The sequence below is a fragment of the Flavobacterium frigoris PS1 genome (genome assembly GCF_000252125.1).
Taxonomy (GTDB): domain Bacteria; phylum Bacteroidota; class Bacteroidia; order Flavobacteriales; family Flavobacteriaceae; genus Flavobacterium; species Flavobacterium frigoris_A.
In genome coordinates this window covers 124653-147445 of sequence record NZ_AHKF01000016.1, presented here as the reverse complement: position 1 = coordinate 147445, position 22793 = coordinate 124653, and the positions used below count along the sequence as shown (strand labels likewise).

Sequence of the window (22793 nt, the reverse complement as noted above, 5' to 3'; positions counted from 1 at the left end):
TAATCAGTCCTAAAAAACTTTGACAATAATGTTCAGAAAAAATTATAAAAATGCATATTGAACTTTCTAAAGATAAAAGATATTACAGCATTGGCGAAATCGCCAAAGCATTTAATGTAAATGCTTCCCTAATTCGTTTTTGGGATTCGGAATTTGACATTTTAAAACCTAAAAAAAACGCAAAAGGCAATCGCATGTTTACACCGGAAGATGTAACGAATTTACAGCTTATCTATCATCTTGTAAAAGAAAGAGGTTTTACGCTTGAAGGTGCAAAAACCCATTTGAAAGAAGGACAAAAGAAAACCTTAGATAAGTTTGAGATTATTAGAAAATTAGAAACAATAAGAACACAATTAACAAATATTAAAAATCAACTTTAAAATTAAATAAACATGAAAAGATTTTTGCCTTGGATTATCGGAGCCGTTATTATTTTTGGAATTTATAGCTGGGTTAAAGGAATAAACAACACTGCTGTAACAATGAATCAAACTGTAGAGCAATCTTGGGGAGATGTACAGACAGCTTACCAAAGACGAAATGACTTAATAGGAAACTTAGTAAACACTGTAAAAGGCGCTGCTGATTTCGAAAAAAGTACTTTGACTGCAGTAATTGAAGCACGTGCAAAAGCTAGCTCAACAACTATTGATCCTGCAAACATTACACCGGAACAACTAGCACAATTCAACAGTGCGCAAAGCGGAGTTTCTTCAGCATTATCTAGATTATTAGTTTCTGTCGAAAGATACCCTGAGTTAAAAGCAAATCAAAATTTCTTAAAATTACAAGATGAGTTGGCTAGTACTGAAAATCAAATTTTAACTGCCAGAACTCGTTTTAATGAAGCTGTTAAACCTTACAACACGCATATCAAAACTTTCCCAAACAGTATCTTTGCAGGTATGTTTGGATTTAAAGAAAAAGCATATTTCACTGCCGTTGAAGGCGCTGACAAACCAGTCGAAGTGAAGTTCTAAAAACTTGTCCAAAAGGGAATTAGTTTAGCAATAAAACAAAAATCCTAGAACCCACGGACTTTATCGTTCGTGGGATTCAGGTAAAAAAACCAATACAATGTCAAAAGTAGAAGATTTTTTAACAACAGAAGAAGAGCAAGAAATTGTTGAAGCGATTCGTGTGGCCGAAAAAAACACCTCTGGAGAGATTAGAGTCCATTTAGAAAAAACAACCAAATTAGATCCGTTTGATCGTGCACTGGAAGTTTTTAATGAACTTAAAATGGACGAAACCCAACTTAAAAATGGTGTTTTAATCTACCTCGCAGTAAAAGACAAAACCTTTGTCATCTGTGGCGATCAAGGTATAAATGAAATTGTCGAAAATGATTTTTGGGATAGTACTAAAGATGTTATGGTCGCTCATTTTAAAAACGGTAATTTCAAACAAGGTTTGATTGATGGTATTTTAAGAGCGGGAGAAGAACTAAAAAAACATTTTCCATGGTCCGAAGATGATACGAATGAATTATCAAACGAAATCTCAAAAGGATAATATGATTATACCAAAATTAAATAACTCACTTTTTTTCAAATTACTTATTTGTTTTTTTGTTACTCAAATAGGATTTGCACAATATACAATACCTGAAATTCCTAGTTTACAAACTTCCGTTTATGACTATGCTAACCTTCTCAGTGCATCAGAAAAAAAGCAACTAGAAGAAAAACTAATACACTATTCTGATAGTACAACTACTCAGATCGTTGTTATTACAATAGAAAGTTTACAAAACGAAGATGTTAGCCAACTAGCCACGAAATGGGGTCAAACATGGGGAATTGGAGGAACTGCAAAAGATGATAATGGAGTAATTATTTTAGTGGCAAAGGCCGAAAGAAAAATTGCTATCAACCCAGGTTATGGATTGGAAGATCGATTAACAGCGGGAACTGGAGGAGAAATAATCCGAAATATCATTACACCAGAGTTCAAAGCTGGAAGTTATTACAACGGCTTAGACAAGGGAACTGATGCTCTTTTTGAAGTTTTTGCAGGAAAATACAAAGGAGAAAGAAAAAAAGCAACCAAAGAAAAAGACTTTCCTATTTTACCTTTCATAATTATTATCGTCATTATCGTGATACTTATTTCTAAAAATAAAGGTAGCGGTGGTGGAAACTCAGGAAACCGCGGTGGCGGAGGTCCTAGTTTACTTGACGTCATTCTTCTCAGTAGTCTTGGACGAGGTGGTGGAGGCGGTTTCGGCGGCGGTTCATCGGGAGGTGGCTTTGGCGGCGGAGGCGGCGGTTTCGGAGGGGGCTTCGGAGGAGGCGGATTCTCCGGCGGAGGCTCTAGCGGAGGCTGGTAAAAAAAACATAGATTATTAAAACATTAAAAAGCTGCAAATTGCAGCTTTTTTTGTGCTCAATATTAAAGGTTTGCCAGCAAGTTCATTCTAAAAAGACCAATATAAATTTATAAACCCCATGGTTATAAAAATAGTAGACAAAAAGAAATAAATCATTATTTAATATTTGATTACCAAATAGTTAACTAAATTTTAGAGATGTAAAACGTAACTTTAATAGAAAACAAAGCCATGAAAAATTTTGCAATTAAACTTGTGTGGTTTACCACTTTTTATGTATTTATTTTTGCCGCTTTATGTGTAGCAAATATTCCAATTCAAGTATTAACGCTCTTTCTATTTATTGGGTATTTTTTAATACTGTTTATGGTTTATAAAGTTCTAAGAGATAGATACAGTACAACAAAAACTTTTAAAGACTGGTATGAAGATCAGCCAATGGACACTTTGGGCGAATAGAAACAGAGAATCCGTTTTACTAAACCTATTAAGGAAAGAAGGTATTCTGGTACATTACGAAATGCTTTAATTCTCTATTGCCATTTTAAAACTAACGAACTTTACTTTTTAATACAAAACGGTGCAGCAGCTTGGGAAAAAAACGTTTCAAATAAACACCTAAGACTTCTTTTCCTCCAATGTAGGCCTCAAATTTTTTGTCCTCTACAGCCTTTACTAATTTTATGGCAAAGACTTCTACCGCCATTCCGTTTAAGGTCGCAATATCATCCTTATTTTGCTTTGAACCATCAGCTGTAAGTGCATTAATAGCTACATTAGTCTGAATAAAACCCGGGCAAATTAGCGTTACACTAATATTGTCTTTTTGATGCTCCATACGCAACACATCAAAAAAACCATGTAAAGCATGTTTCGCACCACAGTAACCGGAACGGTAGGGAGAGCCAAATTTTCCCATCAAACTGGTGATCGTTACAAATTGTCCTTTCTGGTTCTGGATAAAATGCGGCAGCAAAGCCTTGGATAGAGCAACGGTGCCGAGGTAATCAACTTCAATCAGTTTTTTATCCACTTCAAAGTCGGTTTCTGCCAGAAGCGAACGCTGACTCACTCCTCCATTATTGATAAGGATATCAATATTCCCGAAAAAAGAAATCGCCGTCGCGACATGGTTTTTCGCGTTATCAAAATCCGACAAGTCAAATGGTAAAATAGGCACTTCTGAATTTACACACTTAGATTTAACACGTTCTAAATTTTCATTGTTACGAGCCGAAAGGATTAGTTTGCAGTTTCTTTGCGACAGTTCAAGAGCTAAAGCCTTCCCTATTCCGCTTGAAGCTCCAGTAATCCAGACAACCTTGTTATTTATCGAATCCATTTTTTCTTATAAATGTAAAAAAGTTTATCGAGTTATGACTAACTCAATAAACTTTCTATGAAAAATGGCAAAATCACTTCTATTTCTCTTCTATAAATGTAACCGGAACTACTAAAAAACCACGATTCACTTTGGCTATTACTACTTAATGAAACATCATTCCTCCTCTATTAGTCTTTTCCTTACCAGCAAATTTCTCTAATTTATAGGTCAATGAAAACATTAGATATCGTTTTAAAACAGTATTCTCTTCGTCCTGAATGGCTTCTGGCGTTATAGTTCTTGTAGCACTCTGATTTTGGTTTAAAAGATCATATACTTTTACTTTGGCTGTTATTTTTTTATCATAAAAACTATAAGCTAAGCTACTATTCCATAAGTAGAAATCCTTTTTAAAACCATCGGCAATATTGGAATTATAATTGTAACCAAAATCATTACCGAAAACCCAGTTTTTTGGCCAATAATTAGTGGTTTGGATATTGAACTTATGAGTTACGTTAGATGCCGAACTTAGTAAATAATTAGTATACTTGGTATTATTAAAACTCACACTGTACGTTGGACTAATCGTTAACAACTCGCCATATTCATAGGAAAAACTTGCTCTTGGACTTAAGCTAAGTGTATTTGCTTCAAATAAAATATCATTTGTGAATCCCTTTGACAAATTTAAATTTGCCTGCAGACCAAGTCCGAATTTATATTTATGAGCATCCTTTTTTATAGTTTTGTTCCAATTTAATCCAAAAAAAGAATCATAGTTTCCTGATATGTTCTCGTAGGTGGTTCTTCTTTTTCTATTCTCATCAAAAACAGTTGAAGAAACCGCTTGATTATCATAATAATTACCCCCTAAATAAATACTATAACCTGCACGACTGGCAAAATCATAATCTCTGAAACTAAAGTATCCTCTGTGACTTTTATTAGGATTTAAATCTGGATTCCCGATATAAGTATTTAATGGATTTGCCAGGTTCTCTACAGGCAAAATCTGGCTTGCTGACGGGAATTTTATATCGTATCCATAACTCATCCACAATGATTTTGACTTGGTGAATTTATAACTTATTTGCGCTTCTGCAAAAGGTAAGACATAGTTTTTGCTAAGTGCTGTTTTTGCATTAAGGTATAAAGACTCATTCTCAAATTGAGTAATCGAAGTACCGGCGCTTACATTGATATTATATTTTTTCTTATTCAAACTTAAACCAGCTTTAGGCTTAAAGGTTTTAATATAAGATGTGAAGTAATTCGTTAAACTCGCATTTATGTCAGAATACGTTTGAGAATTTGAATTAAAGTCATACGTTTCTCTATCCTCTGTTGTGTTTTGCCAAGAATAATTAGCAGCTAATCTAATTTTCAATGAATCCATTATTGGTTCCGCATATTCTATTTCTGCCGTATAAGTATCTTTAAAATTACTGTTTTTCCTTATTTGATCCCTGATGACATCTGGATCAGAACCTTGGTAAAAAATAGTATTCGTTTTATTAGTTGAGTTTAGCTCCTCCTTTGTGTTTTCATTCTCAAACGAAAAACTCACGTACCTTCCTTTTTTATTAAATGTCTTATTGTATTCAATTAAATTATTGAAATTATTTTTATCACTTTCTTCAAATACCTGTGAAGTATTTTCATTTAACAATTGGTCATTTTCATCCTTCGAAAACTCGAAAGATTTATTTCTATATTTAGAATCTGATTTAATAAACCTAGGAGAAACTATAATTGATGCGGTAGAATCTATTTTATATTCAAATTGAAAATTGAAATTATGACCCTTTTTCTCCTCACTAAATTCTGAATTGGATTCGGTTGTGAAGTTTCCTGTTGGTAAAAACACAGTCTGTTTTGATCTGTTTATATTTTCAGAATCAGAATTAGTAAAAAAGTAACTCCCGCTTGGTTCCATACCTTTAAACCATTCATCTGAGTAATTCAAACCTACCATATTTGAGCGTGTAATTCCTTTGCCGCCACCAAATCGCATACTTCCAATTCCGAACGAACCGTTATCAGAGTAATAAAACGAATTATTTCGTCCTCCTTTCATATTATCAAAAATTTCGTCCATAGAGAAACCGGTTGAATTAATATTGTTAGAAGAAGCCAAGACGCTAATTTTTCTTTTATTTTTAAAATAATTAACTAATGCACTGCTTTCGTAACGGCTACTTGTACCGCCCCCAGCCATAAATTTACCAAAAAAACCTTTATTTTTATCTTCATCAATAGTAAGGTTAATACTGGCATTATTCGAGCTTGCTACCTGATTTGTCAACTCTTCTTTTTTGGTTTTCGTGTCCGTAATCTGAACTTTATTGATAATTTCAGAGGGTAAACTTTGAAGTGCAATTTTTCCGTCTTTGTCAAAAAATGGTTTTCCGTTTACCAGAACCTGATTTACTTCTTTTCCGTTAACGGTGATTTTCCCGTCAGAGTCAATTTCGACTCCTGGTAATTGCTTCAACAAGGTCTCTACATTTGCATCTGGACGCACTTTAAATGAAGAAGCGTTAAACTCCAATGTGTCTTGCTTAATTCGGATGGGCGGCGCTTCGCTTTTTATTACGACTTCGCCTAAAGCGTACACATTTTCAACCAATTTCAAAGTACCAAAATCCTTCTCTTTAAGAAGTTCTTTAAATTCTTGTTTATAGACTTTGTAACCTATATAGGATATTTTTAAGAAAAATGGTTTTGTGATTGGTTTTGTAGAGAAAACAAACAATCCATTTTTATCTGAAATCGTGTAGTCGATTACGGTTGAATCTTGTACAGATGATAGATATACTGTTACCGATTCTAAAGGAATCTGTGTATTTACATCAGTAATTTTGCCAGATAGCCTAATACTTGTTTGAGCAAATGAAGTACAACAAACGATTAGTAGTATTAGTAGGTAGAATTTTCGCATAAAAAAATTAGCTGTTATAGATTGAACAATAACAGCTAATTAAGGCATTTTAAATAACAAAAAATTATATTTTACAATAATTTTAACAATCTATTTCTCTCTAATATAAATATCGATTGGTACTCCAGAGAAGTCCCAGTTGTCTCTAATTTTATTTTCAAGGTAACGTTTGTAAGGCTCTTTTACATATTGTGGCATATTAGCAAAAAACACAAACTGTGGTGTTTTCGTTGGCAATTGCATACAATATTTGATTTTCACATATTTCCCTTTGGTTGCAGGCGGTGGGTAAGCTTCAATCACTTTCAACATATATTCGTTGAATTTTGATGTAGCGATACGTTGTTGTCTGCTTTCGTACACTTTTACTGTAGCTTCAAGCGCTTTCAATAAACGTTGTTTTGTTAATGCAGATACAAAAAGAATTGGCACATCAGTAAATGGCATTAATTCTTCTCTTATTTTTTCTTCATAGTCTCTTGTTGACATGGTTTCTTTTTCGACCAAATCCCATTTGTTAACAAGAATCACAACACCTTTTCTATTTTTTTCGGCTAACCAAAAAATACTTTGATCCTGACCTTCAAATCCACGAGTGGCATCGATAATCAAGATACAAATATCAGAATGCTCAATAGCACGTACAGAACGCATTACTGAATAAAATTCTAAATCTTCTTTTACTTTCGCTTTACGACGAATTCCCGCAGTATCTACTAAGTTAAATTCGAAACCAAAACGGTCAAATTTTGTATCAATAGAATCTCTGGTAGTTCCCGCAATATCAGTAACAATATAACGATCTTTACCAATTAAGGCATTGATAAAACTAGATTTTCCTGCATTTGGACGTCCTACAACAGCAAAACGTGGCAAGTCAGAAACTTCCTCTACTACTGGTTTTTCTGGAAAAGCCTTAATTAAAGCATCTAACAAATCTCCAGTTCCACTTCCAGAAATACTTGCAAAAGTGTAATACTCTCCTAATCCTAGGTTATAAAACTCAATCGCATCTTTCTCACGCATAGCGTTATCTACCTTATTTACAGCAAGTAAAACAGGTTTAGTTACTTTACGCAATAGTCTAGCAACAGCATCATCCATCGGAGTAATACCTTCCTCAACATCAACTACAAATATGATAACATCTGCTTCATCAATAGCCAGTTCTACTTGTTTACGGATTTCACCTTCAAAAACGTCATCCGATCCGCGCACGTACCCCCCCGTATCAATTACAGAAAATTCCTTTCCATTCCACTCACTTTTTCCGTAGTTTCTATCACGGGTAACTCCCGAAACGGAATCTACAATCGCTTCTCTTCTTTGTATCAGCCTATTAAAAAGGGTTGATTTCCCTACATTAGGTCTTCCTACTATCGCAACAATATTGTTCATAATATAAATTCAAATATTTTGCAAAGGTAGTGTAAAAAGCGTGAATATCAATTATTTTACTATATTAGCTTAGAGCTTACCCTTAATAGACTAAAAAAAAATCTATGTATCCTGAAAATGAGATTACACTTCGTTTGCGTTTTAAACAAGATATTCAGGAAAATAGCACTTCCTTACTTTCGAAATTCGAAAAAAATTCTAATATCAAATCGGAGAATTTCACCATAAAAATGAGTGACAATCACATTTGGCTTGACATTGTTCCGTCAAAAAGAAAATACTGGACGCCTCATTTACATTTGGAACTCGAACCCAAAAGTGATTCAGAAACTCATATCAGAGGACTGTTTGGACCTGACCCTACTCTTTGGACATTCTTCATGTTTCTTCATTTTATACTCGCAGCCCTGTTTTTTATTTTTGGAGCAATGGCTTATTCTGATTATATATTAAAGAATTCGATAACAGTAGACATCTCAATTATGGTACTGATGACCATTTTTTGGTTTTCATTATATTATTTGGCTAAGGTTATTAGAAAAAAAGGAAGCCAGCAGATGAAGGAACTCGATGTCTATTTTAATACAATAATAAAATCCACAAATAACGACACATAAATTGAAAATAAAAGTCCCCATATAACCTACAGGAGATTATATGGGGACTTTCTAAGTTTCTACTGCGATTTCACAAGAGACTTTATCGCTAAAGAAGGCTATTGATTGTATCCGAATCGTTTCAACATGTTCACATTACTTCTCCAGTTTTTATTTACCTTAACGTAAAGCTCGATATGTATTTGTTTCCCAAAGAATTTCTCTAAATCAGCACGAGAATCCACCCCTACTTTCTTTAGCGCAGCTCCTTTGTGACCAATGATAATTCCTTTTTGTGTTTCACGCTCCACCATAATCAAAGAACGAATTCTAATGATGCTTTCATCTTCAAAAAACTCTTCCGTAACGATTTCCACTGCGTAAGGAATTTCTTTGCTATAATTCAATAAGATTTTCTCACGAATTGTCTCGTTAACAAAGAAACGCTCTGGTTTATCAGTTAACTGATCTTTTGGATAATAAGCTGGTGATTCCGGCAAAAGAGAAATTATTCTTTGAAAAACTTCAGGAACATTAAAATTTTGCAATGCTGATATTGGAAAAATTTCGGCGTTCGGTACTTTTTCAGCCCAGAATGCAACTTGCTCCTCTAATTTGTCTTGATTAGAAGTGTCTATTTTATTTAACAATAAAAGTACTGGAATCTTGGCATGTATGATTTTATTGAAAAAAGCTTCGTCTTTCAAATCTTGCTCGCCTATCTCGACCATGTAAATCAAAATATCAGCATCTTCAAAGGCAGACTTAACGAAATTCATCATAGACGCTTGCATTTCGTATGCTGGCTTGATTATTCCTGGTGTATCAGAAAGAATCATCTGAAAATCTTCCCCATTTACAATCCCAAGGATTCTATGGCGTGTGGTTTGTGCTTTGGAAGTAATGATAGACAACCTTTCCCCTACAAAAGCATTCATTAATGTTGACTTCCCAACGTTTGGGTTCCCTATGATATTTACAAAACCGGCTTTATGTGACATGTATTATAGTATTTAATCTGCAAAGGTAGTTATATCAACTCAATAGATGAAATAAAACATTTTTTTTTAAATTTTACTTGTAAATACCGAAATTCGTTGTACCTTTGCACCCGAAACAACGCGGGATAGAGCAGTAGGCAGCTCGTCGGGCTCATAACCCGAAGGTCACAGGTTCGAGTCCTGTTCCCGCTACTAAGTTAATTTTATTGAAATTACAAACGCACATCGCGGGATAGAGCAGTAGGCAGCTCGTCGGGCTCATAACCCGAAGGTCACTGGTTCGAGTCCAGTTCCCGCTACTAAGAAAGCTTCATAGAAATATGAGGCTTTTTTCTTTTCAAGCCAATTCTTATGGATGAGTTTGTTGTTTACATTTTATATCCCAAAAAATTCAGTAAGAATTATACTGGCTTTACTTCCAATTTAGTTGCACGTTTTAACTCACATAATCTTCTAGAAACAAAAGGATACACTTTGAAATTCAGACCTTGGAAAGTAATTCATGTCGAGTTTTTCGATTCTAAATCTAAAGCAATGAAAAGTGAAAAACATCTAAAAACTAGTATAGGACGTGACTTCATTCAAAAACTGATTACCAACCGATGATTCGGAGGGTTCCTATCCGCCACGGTGGACACCGATTCAAAGTACTAGTTCCCGCTACTAAGAAAGCTTCATAGAAACAAGAAGCTTTTTTCTTTTTAAGCCAATTTTTATGGATGAGTTTGTTGTTTACATTTTATATTCCGAAAAATTCAGTAAGAATTATACTGGCTTTACTTCCAATTTAATTGCACGTTTTAACTCACATAATCTTCTAGAAACAAAAGGATACACTTTGAAATTCAGACCTTGGAAAGTAATTCATGTCGAATTTTTCGATTCTAAATCTAAAGCAATGAAAAGAGAAAAATATCTAAAAACTGGAATAGGACGTAACTTCATTCAAAAACTGATTGCCAACCAATGATTTGGCGGGCTCTTACCCGCCGCAGCTAACACCGATTCGCAATACTAGTTCCCGCTACTAAGAAAGCTCCATAGAAATAGGAGGCTTTTTCTTTTTAAGCCAATTCTTAAAATCGAGCTTTATTAATCCCTTTCCATAAAAAAAACCCGTGATGCCCAGGCAACACAGGTTTAAACTAACTAAATTTATTCAAAACATCAACTTATTTAAAAAAACAAAAGCTTTATATTTATGCGTCAACAGGCATATTCTCGCTCAACTGCACTACATTTCTGTTACTCTTCTGACACCAAAGGTCTTTCTACTTCTATAGCCACATCCATTAAAGCGACAGCTCCTTTTTCATTTAACATTGTCATATTCAGAGTATCTAATACAGCTAATCTTCTTGAAATTAAACCGCTAAACATATTGTAGGAAATGTTCATTTCTTTTAAATTATTCAACTTCTCTAACCCAAAAGGGACTTGACCATTCATATTGTTTTCAAACAAACTAAGATTTTCTAGCATTTTCAAATTGGCTACATCAGCACTTAATTCCCCTTCAAACTTATTACTATTTAATAGTAATGTTTTTAAGGTCTTTACTTCATAAAGAGAGTTTGGAATTTGCCCTTCAATTTCATTGTTAAAAACTGCTAACGTTACTAGGTTTTGCAATTTACCTATTTCAGCCGGCAACTGACCTGAAAGCATATTCATATAAAGTTCTAAATCTTGAAGCATATCCATTTCACAAATGGAAACTGGTATAGCTCCCGATAATCTATTAAAAGATAAGTCTAAAACCTTTAATTCCTTTAAACTATGCAATGAGTAAGGTATAGTACCAGATATACCGTTTTTGTGCAAATTTAATTCTTGTAGATTTGCAAGGTTTGCAATTTCACTAGGTATTTCGCCTATTAAATTATTATCAGATAAATTAATTCCAACAACTATATCTCCATCTAATTTAACACCGTACCAAGTCGAAACTGGAGAAGCTAAATCCCATTTTGTAGTCCAGTTAGCACCGTTAGTCGAATTATATAACTTCAGCAATACCGCTTTATCTGACAATGACACATCAGCCATCATTGTAAATGAAGCTAAAACGGTTAATAGAAGAGTGAATAGATTTTTCATAAGCTGGTACTTTTACTGTTTTTTGATGATTAAATGTACAAACAATGCAGTTTATCAGCAAATATAATCGATGAACTACACTATTTAGCGAAATAAAAAGCTATTTTTCTTACAATTCAAATTTATAAATAAAATATTATATTTGTTTCCTTAACTTTAAAGATAACACTATGGAAATTAACTTCTTAGCACTTATCACTGCTGCTTTTTCAACATTATTTGTAGGATTTGCTTGGTATCATCCTAAAATTTTTGGGACAATCTGGATGAAAGAAGCCGGCTTAACTGAAGACAAAATGAAAGGCTCAAATATGGTCATGATTTTTGGAATGGCGGTGCTCTACGCCTTTCTAATTTCTATGACGCTTCAGTTTCTAACCATTCATCAATGGGGTGCAGTAAGCATGGTTGGCGGAAATATCGCTTTAGCAAAACCATCCTATGCCGCATTTATGTCAGATTATGGTACCGTATTCAGAACATTTAAACACGGAATGCTTCATGGATTCATTACTGGCTTATTTATGGCACTACCCGTAATAGGTACAAATGCACTCTTTGAGAGAAAAAGCTGGAAATACACTCTAATAAATGGAGGGTTTTGGATTGTTTGTTTTACGATTATGGGAGGAATTATTTGTGCTTGGATTTAATATAAATAAATAATCTTCTCCCTATTTATTTAGGGAGAAGAAATCTTTATGTTATGTAATTGTATCTATTGCTTTTGCCAAATCAAAATCTTTATCGGTAACTCCTTTGGCATCATGAGTAGACAAACGTATGTCGACTTTATTGTACACATTGAACAATTCTGGATGATGGCCTTGCTGTTCTGACAAAAGCCCCACTTGCACTATAAATCCAAGTGCCTCACTGAAATTTTTGAAAACGAACTTTTTTTCAATTCCGTTGTTATTAAAGGTCCAATCTTTCAATTCTTTTAAAATAGCTAGCGCTGTATCCTCATTATAAGTATCCATAATTTTCGTTTTTTATAAAATTAGTTAAAATCTATCTATTAGTTCCCTCTTTTAACTTTATATGTTAATTTAGACAAATATTAATTTCTCTATCCATTGAACTCAAATTTTTCTTTCAAAATCTATTCTTCTACCAAAGATTTGCCTACTAACTGGGATTCTTTGGCTATCACCAACATTTTTCTTTCCAAAGATTATTTGACTGTACTGGAAAATACAGCTCCACAAAATATGGTTTGCCATTTCATTGGCTTATTACTCTATGATGAATTAGTCGGTTTGGCTTTATCACAATACATTGATTTAAGTGATGTGCATTCTTTTGGAGAACGTGACCATTGCATCAAAACAAAGGTACGTGAAATTGCTTTTAAACAATTCAGCTCCAATGTCTTGGTAATGGGAAACAACATGTTAACTGGACAAAACGGCTGTAGTTTTAGTAAAAAACTGCCTACATACGAAGGAATGATTCTTTTAGAAAAAGCATCCGATGAGTTAAAAGCTAACTTCCGTAAGAAAGGAACAAACATACACTTGACTATTTTTAAAGATTTCTCTGAATCAGATGTCAAAACATTTGACCTTCCGGAATTCAAATCGTTTTACAAGTTCACGACCCAGCCTAATATGATTTTTCAAGTCAGAGAATCCTGGAACAACTTTGACGATTACATCCTTGACAAGAGTAAAAAGTACAGAGATCAGTATAAAAGAGCCCGAAAAAAAGCGGACGGTATTCTGAAAAAAAAATTATCATTAGAAGAAATAACGGCTTACAACTCAAGAATACATGAGCTATATATGAATGTAGCTAAGAACGCCCCATTCAATACTTTTTACCTACCTCAAAATCATTTTGTTTTTTTTAAAAAAATACTAAAAGATAGCTTCCTTTTTTATGGTTATTTTATAGAAGACGAATTAATAGGTTTTAACACATTGATTAAAAACGGAAAAGACATAGACACTTATTTCCTTGGCTATGATGAAAAATACCAACGTGAAAAAATGTTGTATCTTAATATGCTTTATGACATGATTGGCTATTCCATTAATAAAGGTTACAAACGTATTATTTTTGCGAGGACAGCGCTAGAGATAAAAAGTTCTGTAGGCGCGAAACCAATTCCTATGTATGGACTGATGAAACACAGCAACCCATTTATCAATCAATTTGTTTCAAAAACATTCAGCTATTTTGAACCTAAGATTGAATGGCAGGAACGAAATCCATTTAAAAATGAATAGAAAAATTACGGCACAGCCACTTTTAACTTTTTTGGGGCTATACTAATATTAAATTCGGCTTCAGCTCCATAATACTCCCCATCCATCTGGAAACTAACGGGGAAATTTGTTTTGATTGTTGCTTTATCAGTCGAAATAATAGAAATGTCATCTGATTCAAGCGGCATATTTCCTGTGATAATTTTGCCAAAAACCATAAAATCAAGATTTTTTAAGATTATAATTTCAAACTTTCCGTCATTCATAATTCCGTTAGGATTAATAACGACACCAGTTCCATATTTTTTGGAATTTGCAATCACGATCATTCGTGCTTGATATTCCGTAACCTCACTGTTAGTAGTTATTGTCGCTGAAAAATCGACATCCGTATTAATCAATGTCTTGAAAGCTTGTAACGCATAATGCCATCTTCCGTGCATGGAACCTTCTTCATAGTTTTTTATCAATGTGGCATTTAGACCCAAATCACTTAAATGCAGGCTCTTCTTGCCATTAACGACAATCATGTCGATTTCTAGAAAATCATTACGAAAAGCAATTGACAAACTCTCATCGATAGTTTTAGGCAAGCCCAAATCTGTAGCTAATCCGTTAGCTGATCCTGCTGGTAAAATTCCTAATATAAATTCTTCGCTTTCCAATGCTTCAGCTACTAACTTTATTGTCCCATCGCCACCGGCGACAATAATGCGCTCTGGTATAAACTTTTTATACAATGCTTTAATTTTCGCAGTATCATTATCCGCACAAGTTTCATATAAAACGAAGTTCAAATTCTCCTTGGCAGCAAAATTAGCTGCCTGATGGATAAATTCTGATTTATCCATACCCCCTGAAACAGGATTCACAATCATTATAACATTCTTTTTCAAGCTTATATTTCGTTTATTGAGTAAAAATAATTAATTTTCAGCATACTTCAAAAGTAGTAAACAAAATGAAACCTATTTTAAAATTATATCGGGGATATGCGAATGATCAGGAATTGATTGTGATGGGTCATGTTTTTAAACCAACCAAAACTAGAGATTACGATTTCCTAGACAAAAATTTTAAAAATGCGAGTTCAATAATCAGCCTATTTCGGATCAAGACACATGCAAATGCCGACGTATACTTGACTCATAACGGAGGTGAAATTCACACAAAAACATTGGTCGACGGCTATTTTAAATTTTGCATACCGCTAGACCAAAACCAGAATTATGGGTGGAATGATTATGAGGTTAGTATCATCTACAATAACGAAGCTATCATAGCTAAAGAAAGTTACATTCGCCCACACAAAGGTAATTTAGGAATCATATCTGATATTGACGATACGTTTTTAGTATCCTACACCCTTAATCCATTAAAAAAACTATATTATTTACTGTTTAAAAATGTCGAGGGAAGGAAAGTTTTTGAAGATGTTGTTCCACATTTCCAAGCGTTGAGTTCTGCCGGAAGAGGTGATAATGGGGAATTAAACGCTTTTTTCTATGTCTCCAGCAGTGAATGGAATCTATATCGCTTTTTAGTCACGTTCACTGAAATTCACCAATTACCTAAAGCTGTTTTATTATTAAAAGATATCAAGACCAGCCTGACCAATTTCTTTTGGACAGGGAGAGGCGGTCATAATCATAAATTTGACAAAATAAAACATATATTGGAGTTTTACCCCAACTTAAAATATGTTATAATTGGCGATGATTCTCAACACGATCCATATTTGTATGAAGCCATCAGTAAAATATTTCCTTTAACAGTAAAGGCTATTTACATAAGACAAACTGGTAAACATAAAAAAGAAAAAGTGATTAAGGCTATGAAAAACCTTGAATCGATGGACGTTGCTGTTTGTTATTTTAAAAACAGCGCAGAAGCCATATCACATTCTAAAAAAATAGGGTTGATTCCGCAATAAAAGTTTACTGGGAACTGCAAATCACCCTAGCCCGGATGGAAATGGATAGCCTTTCTTAGCCTCATTATATTTTTCTTATGGTAAAAGAGCGACCATAGAAGCTCCTTTTACAATTTAGAAAAATACAATGAGAGGCTAGAAAGCTTGTAATGAACAGCCGGAAATAGCTCCCAACTGAATTAATTATTATGAAGCATTGTCAATTTCTTCTTGAACTAGCTCCCAATCTGAAAGATATTTATCCAACTCCGCCTTCTTTTTATTGTAAGCCGTAAAGAACTTAGCGTCTTCTATATGCTTATCGTAATTTGAGGCTAACATTTTATCATCTTGCTGAATATCTCTCTCCAATTGCTTGATTTGACTTTCAATTTTACTCAAACGATTCTGCAACGCTTTTCCTTTCTTTTGTTCTTCATAAGAAATTTTGTTGCTCTCTTTTGGGGCTGCTGCTTTTAACGCATCTTTTTTCTCGACTTCACGCATGTTTTCTAAATTGCGCTGTTCCAAGAAATAATTAACATCACCCAAATATTCTTTTATTTTTTGGTCTCTGAATTCATATACGATATTCGACATTCCTTGAAGGAAATCCCTGTCGTGAGAAACTAACAGTAGTGTCCCTTCGTATTTTTGCAAAGCGGCCTTCAACACATTTTTGGATTTAATATCCAAGTGATTCGTAGGCTCATCCATCACCAATACATTAATGGGCTGCAAAAGCAATTTACAGAGCGCTAGACGGTTTCTTTCTCCTCCAGAAAGAACTTTTACCTTTTTCTCCACATCGTCGCCACGAAAGAGGAATGAACCCAACATATCGCGCACCTTAGAACGATTAGTATCTGATGCGGCATCTTCCATTGTTTGAAGTAATGTGATTTCACCATTAAGATATTCAGCTTGATTTTGAGCAAAGTAACCTACCTGAACATTGTGTCCTAATTTTATTTCTCCTTGATACTCAAATTCATTAACTATAGCTTTAATAAAAGTCGATTTCCCTTGTCCGTTTTGTCCAACAAAAGCAATCTTACTTCCACGTTCAACTAAAAGAGAAATATCTTTTAAAATCGTCTTATCACCGTAACTTTTGGTCACTTTTTCAGCTTCGATCACTACACGACCGGGAACTTTAGAAAGTGGAAAAGAGATATTCATTACTGAATTATCATCTTCATCTACTTCAATACGTTCTACTTTATCCAGCTTCTTTATCATCGATTGTGCCATAGAAGCTTTGGAAGCTTTCGCACGGAATTTTTCAATCAGCTTTTCAGTTTCCTCAATTTTCTTGGCTTGATTCTTTTGGGTTGCCAATTGCTTTTCACGTATTTCATGACGCAATTCCAAATATTGCGAATACGGCTTGTTGAAATCATAAGCTTTTCCAAGAGAAATTTCGATTGTTCTGTTAGTCACATTATCCAAAAACATCTTATCATGCGAAACAATTACTACAACACCGATATAGTTACGCAAGAAACTCTCTAACCAAATGATACTTTCTATATCAAGGTGATTCGTTGGCTCATCCAGTAGCAAAACATCATTAGCTTGCAATAATAATTTAGCTAATTCGATTCGCATTCTCCAACCACCAGAAAAAGTCTCCGTTTGATTGTTGAATACTTCTCTTTTAAAACCTAACCCAAGAAGAATCTTCTCGGTATCACCAACGTAGTTGTAACCACCCAACAATTCAAAACGATGGGTATAATCTGATAAATCTTCAATTATTTTCGAATATTCATCACTTTCATAATCAGTACGAGTGACTAATTGATGGTTGATTTCTTCTAATTTTTTTTCTACTATTTTTATATCAACAAAAGCTTCATAAGCCTCTTCTAGAACTGTACGTCCCTGCTCAAAATCAATATCTTGACGTAAAAACCCCATTCTCACATCTTTCTCTTGAGAAATCACACCTGTGTCAGGAAGAAAATCCCCAGCCAACATTTTTAGCATGGTCGATTTACCTGCACCATTTTTACCTACAAGACCCACACGGTCTCCAGCACCCAATCGAAAGGTAACATCTTCAAATAAATAAGAGCCACCAAACGAAACAGATAAATTGTGTATATTAAGCATGTATTATGATTTTATTCCCTTTTGAAATCGTAAATTTACAACTCCACAAAAGGAAAAATTAAATTTTTTGCAAATGTTAAAAAAAGGATCCAAACTATATAGTATTTTAACAGGAACTTGTCCTAAATGTCAGAAAGAGAGCATGTATTTCGACCAAAACCCGTTACATCTTGGAAATGTCTTAAAAATGCATGAAAAATGCAGCCATTGTGGATTAACTTATCAAATTGAACCGTCGTTCTTTTATGGAGCAATGTATGTAAGTTATGGACTAAATGTAGCTACAGGTATTGCGGCATTTATTATTTCTTATTTGATTTTTGGCTCTTCTTTAAAAGTGGCTTTTATTTCAATAATTGCATCAATTGTAGTTTTATTTCCATTCGTCTTACGCTGGGCGAGAAATATTTATATCAATATGTTTGTTTCCTACGATCCGAGTTTCAAACAATAAGTATTTCACCTTTAGTTTCTGGGTAAAAACCGCTTAATATCTATTTCCCTATCTAAAGCAATATCATTTTCTATATAATTAAATAGCGCTTCTGCCATAGCCGGACCAAGCATTACCCCGCGTGTCCCTAATCCATTAAGAATGTGAATTGGTCGATGCAAAGCGTGAGTTCCTACCAAAGGCCTTCTGTCCTTTACCGTAGGTCGGACACCTGCAAAATGCTCCACTATTTCAAAGTCACAGGTAATTATCTCTTTAATTCTATCTATTAGTTCCAATTTCCCTTCCTCAGAAGGCAGGTCAGTCTTGTCTTTCCAGTTGTAAGTTGCACCAACCTTATACAAATCATTCCCTAATGGTAGAATAAAAACACTAGTATTAACAATGACATCCAAGACCAATTGGGGTGCTTTTATTATAAACAACTCTCCTTTTGTGCCATCTAATGGTAACTCTTTAAAATAAGGGTTAGCATGCATTCCAAAACCTTCAGCAAATACTATATGCTTTGCTTCGATATCATTATACCGAATATACTCCGGAAAACATTCTAAATTGCCATATTCAAAAGAAGAATCAGAGAACAGACCCATTTTAGATAAATATTCTCTGTATTCTTTTAATAAAACTGCAGTATCGACGTAACCAGTTTGCAGTACCTCCCCATAATTATAAGGCGATTCTATTCCAGAATATTTGTTTGTTACTAAATTAGTCGATAAAAATGGTGCCAATGCTATTTTATCAGAAGCAGAAAACCAATTATTTTGCTCCTCAATTGAAAAGAATTTTCTCAAAATAGGCTTTTTAAAATCAACCTTAACCGAAAGCTTACCTTCTAGATCAGCATAGAAAGAGTCCATTAAAACCAACTGCTCTTGTGCCTTCCAAACTTCACTGAAGCGTTTTAAAATAACTGGATTGTATAAGCCACCAGCAACCTTAGAAGAATTTTGAGAACTATTATCCATTACAAAAATGGATTTCTCATTTTTCAGTGCAATTTCAGAAAACGCTATCCCAGCCAAACCTGAGCCTATTATTAAATAATCAATCATAATGCAAAAGTAACTATTAATCCAAAGTAAAAAACAAAGCGAAATTATAAGGTAAATCTACAGCCTCCTAAAATAAAAAACTCTCATCGTAAACGACAAGAGTTCTATTTAATATACTATAATTGAAATTAGTAATTCCACATATCTGATTCGAAATCTCGAATTTTTTCTTTCACCCTTTCAGATTCCAGTAATTGATTTTGTGCATTATCCCTCATATAATCCTTAATATCTCTATCGCCATAAACATTTTCTTCTTTATAGATGACACTATTAAAATGGCGCGAATTCAATATTTGGTCAAAAGAAATTGGCATTGCAGAATTTTGATTGTTGAATGCTTTCGCCTCATGCAAAACCTCTCTAGCAGATGGGAAAAATACCCAAAACAACTCTATATAATCCTTTTCATCACTGTTCATTGTATAGACATCTGGAGTAACAGGACAAATCCCAAGCAGACGATATTTCAATTCACTTTGACGTTTATCAAAATACCAGTACCCTTTAATCTTATATTGTGTAACATCTTGAGCAGTCAAATCGGAACGTAAAATATATTCAGGTGAAACTTGCATACCTGCATTTACTTGTTCACGACCAGCATCAGTAGTATCGACACGTGATAATGAAGCCTGGATGTCTTTTAAGGTTTTTTTAGTCTTAAAATAACTATCTGAATACACTTCACTGATTTCTCCACTTCTGATTGCCTTTGTCAGCACATTATACAATGACCTTCTATCAGCACCTAGATTTTCATCTATTGGAAAATACAGAGCGAAATTAATTTTCTCACTTAAATCTATAATCTCCCAAACTGTTTTACCCATCAAAATATCTCTATCATGTACATAACCATAAGCCAATGGCTTATCATTATCAGAAATAAGTTGTGCAGCAGTTTTAAGTCCTATTTCAGAAGGCGTTTTTGCATTGAGCAAATTAGATTGCGCAAAAGTAGTAACGCTCCAAGTAATGGAAATAATAACTATTAAAAAAAATTTAACTTTCATCATGGTATGATTATAAGATAATGTAGAAACCCTTGCGGGTAACTTGTTAATTATTGTATTTCAAAAATAACCGGTGCCGTTCTTGGTAATAAATAACTACCTGCCCCAACTAGTTTCGTTTTAATATCCGAGATCGTTACCTGATCTCCTCTTCCTGCTTTAGAAAGAACTGATTTACATTGCGCATTTAATTTATCACCTTGAACTACCACTGTAGGCTGTCCTGTAACTTTTAAATTAAAACCAACAACATTCAACCCAACTTCAAAATCAAAATCTTCTAATTTAGCACCTATTGTAGCAATTTCAAGATTTGATTTAGGTCCTTTAACGACACCTGTTTCTCCTCTAATTGTACCAGTAGGTCCAGGAATACCTTTAATTCTAAATGTCTTTTTATCAGACACTTTAGAACCATCAGGTAATGTACCTGTTACATTAATCACTACTTCATTCCCCGAAGTTGGACTCATTTTAAATTTACCACCACCAGCAGAACTTAATCCTGGCGCAGAAGCCGATATTTTATCAGCATTAATTCCTGCAAATGAAATTGTCATAGGATTAACGACCCCTCTATAAACAACGTTCATCTTATCAGCTGATATTGTTGCAGATTTTGGTCTGGCAACAACAACATATTTATCATTTATAGGCAAACTAACCACTTTACCACCTTCATCAAAATTAAAAGAACCAGTAATTGGATGATCACCAATATTTCCTGCTCCAAATGAGAACTTGGCTTGACCTGCCATAGCCTGTATATTCGAACCATTAATAATTACAGACTTCGCCTTTAATGACGGATCAAATTTTCCTAATATAATCTTTCCTGAAACTGCTTCACCTTGAAAGAATACTGATTTATCAAGAACAACAATAGGTTGGTACGCCGTTAGAGAAGCTGCCGCAACTAAATCACTTTGAAACATTCCACTCATAATATCACTTTCCGTTGCCTTGATATCTGCCTGTAACTGAGACAAATTTGTAATCGTAGCAATCAAAGGGAAGCCTTTGTAATGGTAATCAATCCAATCTAGATTAGCACCTGCTTTTTCAGAATAAACTGGTTTTGTCGCAAATCTTGCTTCAATTTTTTTCATTTCAGATTCCGCAATAGAACTACCTCCAATTTGCTTAATTTGAGCGGAATAATTGTTGATTTTATTTAAAAATTCTTCACCAGCTTTTGAAACTTTATCACCAGTAAAAAACATTCTATCAATTAAATCGCCTTTATCCATTTCCTCATAAGGCAAATTACCTTTAGCATCTCTCTCGAAATCTTTGGTTACAGATGTCTTAATATTCTCTAAATAATCATTAAATTCTTTAGATAAAACTCTTATTTTTTCAACTTTAGCTTTTTTGTCACCAAATTGTCCTGGTTGGTCAACCGCTTTTTGCGCTAATTGAGCAAATGAACTTTCATTTCTTTGGTCTGTGATTACATTTGATTCAACAATTTTTACATTTAAAATTCCAAAAGCAGATAATACTTCTTTAGACATATTTAATGCTAACATCGCGATAAAAATCAGATACATCAGATTTATCATCTTCTGCCTTGGGGTAAGTTTTCCTCCTGCCATATTTTCTAATAATTAGTTAGTTATTTTTTATATAGTACGAAACTAATTATCCTTTATTACTCATTGCTGAAAGCATTCCACCATATACATTGTTCAATGATGATAAATTTGTAGTTAATGAATGCATTTGCTCCTTTAACTTCATATTATTCTCTAGAACCTCTTCATTTATTTGAGCACTTCTTGAAGCACTTTGTAATTGAATTTTGTACAAGCTATTTAAAGACTCCATTTGCGCGGCAGCCATCGTTAATTCTTCACTGTATTTTTTTGTAGAAGCCATCGATTCAGCAGTTGGTGCAATACTTTTTGCAGCTGATTCGAAATTTTTTATACTATTTCCTAAACTTGACATTAATTCCCCGTCAATTTTAGCATCTTTCAACATGGCATCTAGTTTTTGAGACAATAATCCTTGTGCCTCTGAAGGTGATTCTGCTTTTGGTTTTCTTACACCCGCAGCTTTCCCATTAGCCAATTCTGGATAAACCAAAGTCCAATCTAATTCATTATCTACGTCTTCAAAAGCGGAAAGCGCAAAAATCGCAGCTTCAACCACCAAACCAATCGTTAACATCAAGTTACCGGTAATAACTCCGAATTCAATGTGGGTTATTTTGAATAACGCTCCAATGATTACAACTGCAGCACCCATTCCATAAGAGAAATTCATTGCTTTTTTACTTAATAATGCCATAATTTTTAGATTTTAATTTTAGTAGGTTT

24 protein-coding genes and 2 tRNA genes are annotated in these 22793 nt (G+C 34.0%); 14 read left to right on the top strand and 12 right to left on the bottom strand.

Features of this window, described 5'->3' with window-relative positions:
* The first annotated feature begins 50 nt into the window (after positions 1-50).
* From HJ01_RS07575 to HJ01_RS07555, 5 genes are all read left to right on the top strand, one after another.
* On the top strand, positions 51-383 hold the full coding sequence (locus tag HJ01_RS07575) for a MerR family transcriptional regulator (RefSeq protein ID WP_007137763.1): 333 nt from the start codon (positions 51-53) through the stop codon (positions 381-383).
* A 12-nt stretch (positions 384-395) separates the two neighbouring features.
* Positions 396-983, top strand: coding sequence for a LemA family protein (locus tag HJ01_RS07570; RefSeq protein WP_007137762.1), 588 nt, complete (start codon positions 396-398; stop codon positions 981-983).
* Positions 984-1080: 97 nt separating this feature from the next.
* A complete protein-coding gene (locus HJ01_RS07565) occupies positions 1081-1518 on the top strand; it encodes a TPM domain-containing protein (RefSeq protein WP_007137761.1) in 438 nt (145 codons plus the stop codon).
* Position 1519: 1 nt separating this feature from the next.
* Positions 1520-2335 carry a TPM domain-containing protein gene (locus tag HJ01_RS07560; protein WP_007137760.1) on the top strand — a complete coding sequence of 272 codons (816 nt, stop codon included), beginning with the start codon at positions 1520-1522 and terminating at the stop codon, positions 2333-2335.
* Between the two features lie 231 nt (positions 2336-2566).
* Positions 2567-2794 carry a hypothetical protein gene (locus tag HJ01_RS07555; RefSeq protein ID WP_040473771.1) on the top strand — a complete coding sequence of 76 codons (228 nt, stop codon included), beginning with the start codon at positions 2567-2569 and terminating at the stop codon, positions 2792-2794.
* A 91-nt stretch (positions 2795-2885) separates the two neighbouring features.
* On the opposite strand, the gene HJ01_RS07550 is transcribed toward HJ01_RS07555, so the two are convergent.
* From HJ01_RS07550 to der, 3 genes are all read right to left on the bottom strand, one after another.
* On the bottom strand, positions 2886-3677 hold the full coding sequence (locus tag HJ01_RS07550) for an SDR family oxidoreductase (protein WP_007137758.1): 792 nt from the start codon (positions 3675-3677) through the stop codon (positions 2886-2888).
* A 145-nt stretch (positions 3678-3822) separates the two neighbouring features.
* Positions 3823-6603, bottom strand: a complete 2781-nt coding sequence (locus tag HJ01_RS07545) for an outer membrane beta-barrel protein (protein ID WP_007137757.1) — start codon at positions 6601-6603, stop codon at positions 3823-3825.
* Between the two features lie 90 nt (positions 6604-6693).
* Complete coding sequence (gene der, locus HJ01_RS07540) at positions 6694-8001, bottom strand: ribosome biogenesis GTPase Der (protein ID WP_007137756.1); 1308 nt, start codon at positions 7999-8001, stop codon at positions 6694-6696.
* A 104-nt stretch (positions 8002-8105) separates the two neighbouring features.
* Here der and HJ01_RS07535 point away from each other — a divergent pair, with 104 nt between their 5' ends.
* A complete protein-coding gene (locus HJ01_RS07535; protein ID WP_007137755.1) occupies positions 8106-8618 on the top strand; it encodes a hypothetical protein in 513 nt (170 codons plus the stop codon).
* 98 nt (positions 8619-8716) lie between these two features.
* On the opposite strand, the gene era is transcribed toward HJ01_RS07535, so the two are convergent.
* Complete coding sequence (gene era / locus HJ01_RS07530; protein WP_007137754.1) at positions 8717-9598, bottom strand: GTPase Era; 882 nt, start codon at positions 9596-9598, stop codon at positions 8717-8719.
* Positions 9599-9717: 119 nt separating this feature from the next.
* Between era and HJ01_RS07525 the strand changes: the two genes are divergently transcribed.
* From HJ01_RS07525 to HJ01_RS07510, 4 genes are all read left to right on the top strand, one after another.
* Positions 9718-9790: transfer RNA gene (locus HJ01_RS07525), tRNA-Met, on the top strand.
* Positions 9791-9824: 34 nt separating this feature from the next.
* Positions 9825-9897 (top strand) — tRNA-Met (locus tag HJ01_RS07520).
* Between the two features lie 52 nt (positions 9898-9949).
* The gene (locus HJ01_RS07515) at positions 9950-10204 is read left to right on the top strand and encodes a GIY-YIG nuclease family protein (protein ID WP_007137753.1); all 255 of its coding nucleotides are present in this window, start codon (positions 9950-9952) and stop codon (positions 10202-10204) included.
* Positions 10205-10313: 109 nt separating this feature from the next.
* Entirely contained in the window at positions 10314-10568 is a 255-nt protein-coding gene (locus HJ01_RS07510; RefSeq protein WP_007137752.1) for a GIY-YIG nuclease family protein, read from the top strand.
* A gap of 275 nt (positions 10569-10843) precedes the next feature.
* On the opposite strand, the gene HJ01_RS07505 is transcribed toward HJ01_RS07510, so the two are convergent.
* Positions 10844-11698 (bottom strand): leucine-rich repeat domain-containing protein, encoded by an 855-nt coding sequence (locus HJ01_RS07505; RefSeq protein ID WP_007137751.1) that lies wholly within the window; start codon positions 11696-11698, stop codon positions 10844-10846.
* 170 nt (positions 11699-11868) lie between these two features.
* Here HJ01_RS07505 and HJ01_RS07500 point away from each other — a divergent pair, with 170 nt between their 5' ends.
* Positions 11869-12351 (top strand): DUF1761 domain-containing protein, encoded by a 483-nt coding sequence (locus HJ01_RS07500; protein ID WP_007137750.1) that lies wholly within the window; start codon positions 11869-11871, stop codon positions 12349-12351.
* Positions 12352-12402: 51 nt separating this feature from the next.
* On the opposite strand, the gene HJ01_RS07495 is transcribed toward HJ01_RS07500, so the two are convergent.
* Positions 12403-12681, bottom strand: a complete 279-nt coding sequence (locus HJ01_RS07495) for a 4a-hydroxytetrahydrobiopterin dehydratase (RefSeq protein ID WP_007137749.1) — start codon at positions 12679-12681, stop codon at positions 12403-12405.
* A gap of 96 nt (positions 12682-12777) precedes the next feature.
* On the opposite strand from HJ01_RS07495, the gene HJ01_RS07490 reads away from it, so the two are divergent.
* Complete coding sequence (locus tag HJ01_RS07490; RefSeq protein WP_007137748.1) at positions 12778-13932, top strand: GNAT family N-acetyltransferase; 1155 nt, start codon at positions 12778-12780, stop codon at positions 13930-13932.
* Positions 13933-13937: 5 nt separating this feature from the next.
* On the opposite strand, the gene HJ01_RS07485 is transcribed toward HJ01_RS07490, so the two are convergent.
* A complete protein-coding gene (locus HJ01_RS07485; RefSeq protein WP_040473769.1) occupies positions 13938-14807 on the bottom strand; it encodes a diacylglycerol/lipid kinase family protein in 870 nt (289 codons plus the stop codon).
* Between the two features lie 65 nt (positions 14808-14872).
* On the opposite strand from HJ01_RS07485, the gene HJ01_RS07480 reads away from it, so the two are divergent.
* Positions 14873-15844 (top strand): App1 family protein, encoded by a 972-nt coding sequence (locus HJ01_RS07480; RefSeq protein WP_007137746.1) that lies wholly within the window; start codon positions 14873-14875, stop codon positions 15842-15844.
* Positions 15845-16030: 186 nt separating this feature from the next.
* Here the strand turns inward: HJ01_RS07480 and HJ01_RS07475 are convergent, their stop codons facing one another.
* The gene (locus HJ01_RS07475) at positions 16031-17941 is read right to left on the bottom strand and encodes an ABC-F family ATP-binding cassette domain-containing protein (protein ID WP_007137745.1); all 1911 of its coding nucleotides are present in this window, start codon (positions 17939-17941) and stop codon (positions 16031-16033) included.
* 73 nt (positions 17942-18014) lie between these two features.
* Here HJ01_RS07475 and HJ01_RS07470 point away from each other — a divergent pair, with 73 nt between their 5' ends.
* Entirely contained in the window at positions 18015-18395 is a 381-nt protein-coding gene (locus HJ01_RS07470) for a DUF983 domain-containing protein (RefSeq protein WP_007137744.1), read from the top strand.
* 11 nt (positions 18396-18406) lie between these two features.
* Here HJ01_RS07470 and HJ01_RS07465 read toward each other — a convergent pair whose 3' ends face one another.
* The 4 genes from HJ01_RS07465 to gldL all read right to left on the bottom strand — a co-directional run bounded on the left by HJ01_RS07465 (position 18407) and on the right by gldL (position 22764).
* On the bottom strand, positions 18407-19453 hold the full coding sequence (locus HJ01_RS07465; protein WP_007137743.1) for an NAD(P)/FAD-dependent oxidoreductase: 1047 nt from the start codon (positions 19451-19453) through the stop codon (positions 18407-18409).
* A 128-nt stretch (positions 19454-19581) separates the two neighbouring features.
* Positions 19582-20469, bottom strand: coding sequence for a gliding motility protein GldN (gldN, locus tag HJ01_RS07460; RefSeq protein ID WP_040473778.1), 888 nt, complete (start codon positions 20467-20469; stop codon positions 19582-19584).
* A gap of 50 nt (positions 20470-20519) precedes the next feature.
* A complete protein-coding gene (gene gldM / locus HJ01_RS07455) occupies positions 20520-22067 on the bottom strand; it encodes a gliding motility protein GldM (protein WP_007137741.1) in 1548 nt (515 codons plus the stop codon).
* Between the two features lie 46 nt (positions 22068-22113).
* Positions 22114-22764, bottom strand: a complete 651-nt coding sequence (gldL, locus tag HJ01_RS07450; RefSeq protein WP_007137740.1) for a gliding motility protein GldL — start codon at positions 22762-22764, stop codon at positions 22114-22116.
* Between the last annotated feature and the right edge of the window lie 29 nt (positions 22765-22793).